This window comes from Martelella sp., assembly GCF_984369615.1.
The window spans coordinates 1-4,193 of sequence record NZ_CFHTCS010000369.1 but is presented as its reverse complement, the minus strand read 5'-3'; the positions used below and the strand labels follow the sequence as shown (position 1 = coordinate 4,193).

At 60.5% G+C, this 4,193-nt stretch carries 3 protein-coding genes; all 3 read right to left on the bottom strand.

The genetic code is table 11. The annotated features are described in order from the left end of the window. Nucleotides 1-52: 52 nt before the first annotated feature. From AC5DC2_RS20365 to AC5DC2_RS20355, 3 genes are read right to left on the bottom strand one after another with little or no spacing between them, the layout of a single operon-like run. Complete coding sequence (locus tag AC5DC2_RS20365; protein ID WP_491699800.1) at nucleotides 53-1,039, bottom strand: hypothetical protein; 987 nt, start codon at nucleotides 1,037-1,039, stop codon at nucleotides 53-55. 2 nt (nucleotides 1,040-1,041) lie between these two features. Continuing rightward, entirely contained in the window at nucleotides 1,042-1,593 is a 552-nt protein-coding gene (locus AC5DC2_RS20360) for a hypothetical protein (RefSeq protein WP_491699799.1), read from the bottom strand. Nucleotides 1,594-1,602: 9 nt separating this feature from the next. Continuing rightward, entirely contained in the window at nucleotides 1,603-4,176 is a 2,574-nt protein-coding gene (locus AC5DC2_RS20355) for a hypothetical protein (RefSeq protein WP_491699798.1), read from the bottom strand. Nucleotides 4,177-4,193: the final 17 nt, after the last annotated feature.

Sequence of the window (4,193 nt, the reverse complement as noted above, 5' to 3'; positions counted from 1 at the left end):
ATGATGCTCCATCCTACTCAAGAGTTGGAGCCTCCGGCAAACCCGGGGCGGTTCATTTTGCCTCTGAGGGCAAGCGCATTGCGGAGATGTTTCCGCTCTTTGCGAACAAGGACGCCGTGGCCTTCTTGACGCCATCCCTGTGGTTCTCCAATCCGGGTAGCGCGTAGGGGTCCCCGGTAGGCAGTTTGGCTCTCTGCCTTGCATAGGCGATTTGCAGGAAGAGCGCCCGAAAGTCCAGATCGGCAATCGGGTCCCCGGCGATGGTGATGGCCCCCCGTTTCTCCCGCTCAAGGCCGGCCCAGAAGCCGCCATATAGCCGTCCATGGAGGTTGAAGTTTGGCGGCTTCCGTTCGGTCGGCAATTCCGGCACCTGAAAGATTCGCACCAGATGCTGTGGCGGAATGGGCTGACCATCGTACCGAATATCTGCCGCATTGATCCCGGCGTTGATGGCTTCCATCTCCTCCCGCATAGTCAGCGTTTCGGACGTATCGCGGTAATCCACAAGGACGCCCGTAGCAGCCCTCCCCACGGTGCCGGGCGGTTTGTGCTTAAGAAGGATGCTTTCGGCTCCCGGCACCAGCATTATATCGGACACCTCCACGCCAGACGCCTCCAGCTTGGCACACAGGGACTCACTGGGTGCGATGGAGGTTGCCGCCCGCCCCTTCTTGCCTCGGACCACATAAACGAGCCCTGAGCGTTCCATGGCGGAAACGCAGGCTGACAAGACTTGCAGCGTGTAGCCGAACGGGTTGGTGCTGTACCGCGTGGTAGCATCTCGCCTAAGCCGAACCGCCAAGCCGGTATAGCCCAAGGCCCTCGGAGCGGAATGGACAGCGGTAAGGTTGGCGAGAAGGGACGCCACACAGCGCCCCCTCCTTCTCTCGGCATCGGCCCGGTGCTTCCTTCCCGGCGTTATCTCGGGCGGGGAAAGCGCCTCAAAGACCTCATTGGCTAAGACCGCCAAGGCTGAACCATCACGGGGAGCCAGCCATGGATTGAACTTCAGGGCCTTTCCTCCGTGTTGGTCCAGCATGGTCAGCCCCGTGCTTTGCGGCGAGTGAAACTCTCGGTTCCGGCCTCTATGTCGTCAAGGAAGGTCTGTTTGCGGTTGGCCGCGTCGTCCGCCACAGCGTTAAGCCGTTCGTACTCTTCGGATGCCGAACAGCCTACAACACGGCAGCCAAGCGTTATGCCCAAGGCCTCAGCCTCATTATCAATGCGCACCAACGTAGGTTTATGCTTCCATTTAAAGTACCTCCCGTCACGCCGAGCCTGCAAAGTGCGCGTGCCGAAAATCGGAAGTAGCTGGTGCCCGGCATTGTAGACCACAATCGTGATGGAGGATGCCGGAATGCTGCGCTCTCTAACTGCCGCCAAAGCGCCCAAGATGCCGTCATACAGCGCTTCGGTGCCGGTGCCGTCAATCACTTCCGTGTCGGGGCTACACCACTCTGGGGCTTTCCCTGTCCCGTCAGGCCCGTAGAGGTGGGCAGCGCACGCATGATAGGGGAAGGAACTGACATTCTGCCCGGCGACAGCCAGATAGAGGGTGAAATCATTGCTCACGTTTTTCTCGCTATAGGTCATTTGTGGTGCTCATTTGCCCACGCCGAACGCCCGGAACACATTGTCCATGGTGGACTGCTTCTCCTCGGTGATCGGCTCGTTGAGTTTCTTGTAGTAGTCGGGGACGATCCGCTTGGCCTTCATGACCTCAGCGCGGACGTTGGGGTCAGTCCTCACCCGTGCCCCGGCCACCTTTCGGTACTTGCTGACGATGTTGCTCAGGAGCCACAGCTTTGTGCCGCGCGATGTGCTTTCCCCGTCTGGTGCATTCTTGTAGGCAGCGCTTTGCATCATCCGCCCCACGACATCCTTGAGGCTGGGGGCTTTCGGGCTGGGCTTGCCGCTCAGCCTTTGGTACGCCGAATAGGCATTCTCCCCGTCTGCCATGGTGATTTCCCGGAGGTCCACACCATCAAGCTTGTACGAGGGGATGCCCAGAGGACCGTCACCCTCCAAGCCAAGCCGGATGGTCTCGTGGTCCACGTAAGAGCCATTGGTATCCGTCCAAAGGCCTTGGCGGTTGAGGATGGGCTCACCCAGCCAGTTGTACCGAGGAGGCAGCGTTTCGGACATGCCGGGAACCGCCTGCACCATCTTGTCGGCAACCTCCCGTGCTTCCCGCAAGTAGGGATCGTTGGAGAGCTGGCGCGTAGCTGAACTGAAGGGGACCATGCTTGCTGCAAGGCTCCCGAGGAACGCTTCGCCGTGCCTGTCGGGGTCACTGATGGCCTCCAGCGCTTGGTTGAGGCTGAGGAGGTAGGTGCGTGAGGTGAACTGCTTTGCAAGCGAGACCATCATCGCGCCAATGGCCCTTTCAACCTCGGGGGTCTGTGCCGCCTGCTCGGCTCCAAGGATATGGTGGGCGTCCTGAATATCGGCGATGATACCGAAAGGCAGGGCGATGGGGTCGTACCTGCTGAACTGCACGTAGCGCTTGGACCCATCGTCGTCCTCGAAGACAAACGAATAGGGCTGCCAGCCGGTGGCGAGGAGCTGGGACTTCTTCTGAGGATCGGTAGGCCCGCCCCCAGTAAGCATGCCCTGTGCCCCGATATAGGCCGCAGCACCCATGAACAGAGCGCCAAGCGTCATCTGGCCTATGGCTTGGGCCTTTGCTTCCTCGCCGAACTCACCCTTGAGCATCTGGCGATACTCGGTTTGTAGCCTGTTCAAGCCCGGCGTCATCTTCCACGCATAGCGGATGACGTTGGTGGGGGTTCGCACGAACGGCAGAATAAGGCGGCTTAGCTGGGTTGTGTCGGCGGCAAGGAGGTCCTGAACGCTCTTGCCGATAGTCCCCGGAAGAAGGTCTTGCTGGAAGGTGGCGATATTGGCCTCCCTTAAAGCCTCAGCATCAAGCCCCCTGCCGTCCATGTCGAAGGCGGCGTCAAGGCTGTCCGAAACGTAGCTCTTGATGAAGTCCTTGGCGGGTCTGCCGGTAAGCCCGCGATTGAGGGCCTCCTCGGTTGCCTCCATGTGCGCCCGTGCGGCCAGCTTGGAGCGATAGACCGTCTGCTTCACCAGCTCATCGACACCACCAAGGGCACGCACAGGGAGACCCATCACGGTCAGCGGCACGCTAAAGGCGTTGTAGAGGACGTTGGAGGTGCTGGTCCACGGCCGGAAGTACTGAGCATTAAGCCCCTGCGTACCGGGAACCTGCCACTGGATTTGGGAGCCAGCCCTTTCGCCGAACATCTCGGTGCCATGGGGCCTCAGGATGCTGTCGTTACGCCCGAACGCCTTGGCTGCCAGCATGAAGCCGTCCATGAAGGAAGACCCCATATAGGTATACTGCTTCAGGTTCTCCTTGACGATTGCCCGGCTCTTCTGGGACCCAACGACTGCACCGGGGGTAGCCCCAAGGATGCGCTCAAGGGGGCGAACAGCCGTCATATAACCGTTCGACATGATGTTGATGAGCTGCGTCTTCGGGCCGGACACCAGCGAGGCGATGCGCATATAGTTCACCGTGTCGGCAAGCTTCCGGTAGAGACTGGGGTCTGCCAGCATCTTGACCTTGGTGGGGTCCCCTTCGGTGGCAGCGAGGAGGTCGAAGAACCTGTCCCCGGTAACGCCCTCGAAAAGCTTGGGATCGAAGGGGCGCCCACGGTTGGCGCGAAGTGACCGCCCCGCTTGGCTACGGATTTCATCGGTGATCTTCAGGAGCGACAAGGACAAGCTGAAGCGTTTGCCGATAGCCGCTTTCATGGCCTCCTTTGAGCCGAACTCGGTGAAGTCGCCCATCTGCATGCGCATGGCAAGCAGAGAGGCGTCCTGAAAGGTCTTGGCTGTGAGGGAGCCTGCCACGATCATCTTGGCGGTGAGGCTGTTGGATGCGTCCCCCGCCTGCTGGAGGATGCCAAGCATGCCCTCGGGGTCGGACCCTGTGAGTGCAGCATAGGCCCGTACCTGCCGCTGGAGCGTCTGGTCGGATACCTTCACGCGGAAGCCCTGCTTGGTGAGCTCCTCCTCCTTCATGTGGATGCCGAGCTCAATCATCCGCTCAAGGTCGGCATCGCTGCGGAACCTGTCGTAGAACGTCCCAAGGTCCGGCCCGAGGCGCTTTGAACCGCCCCGGGTTTGCCGGAGGCTGATTGTCATTAGTTACGCGGCCATGT

Coding starts and splice junctions, on each gene's coding strand:
- AC5DC2_RS20365 (WP_491699800.1), bottom strand. CDS start 1,039: ATGCTGGACCAACACGGAGGAAAGGCCCTGAAGTTCAATCCATGGCTG.
- AC5DC2_RS20360 (WP_491699799.1), bottom strand. CDS start 1,593: ATGACCTATAGCGAGAAAAACGTGAGCAATGATTTCACCCTCTATCTG.
- AC5DC2_RS20355 (WP_491699798.1), bottom strand. CDS start 4,176: ATGACAATCAGCCTCCGGCAAACCCGGGGCGGTTCAAAGCGCCTCGGG.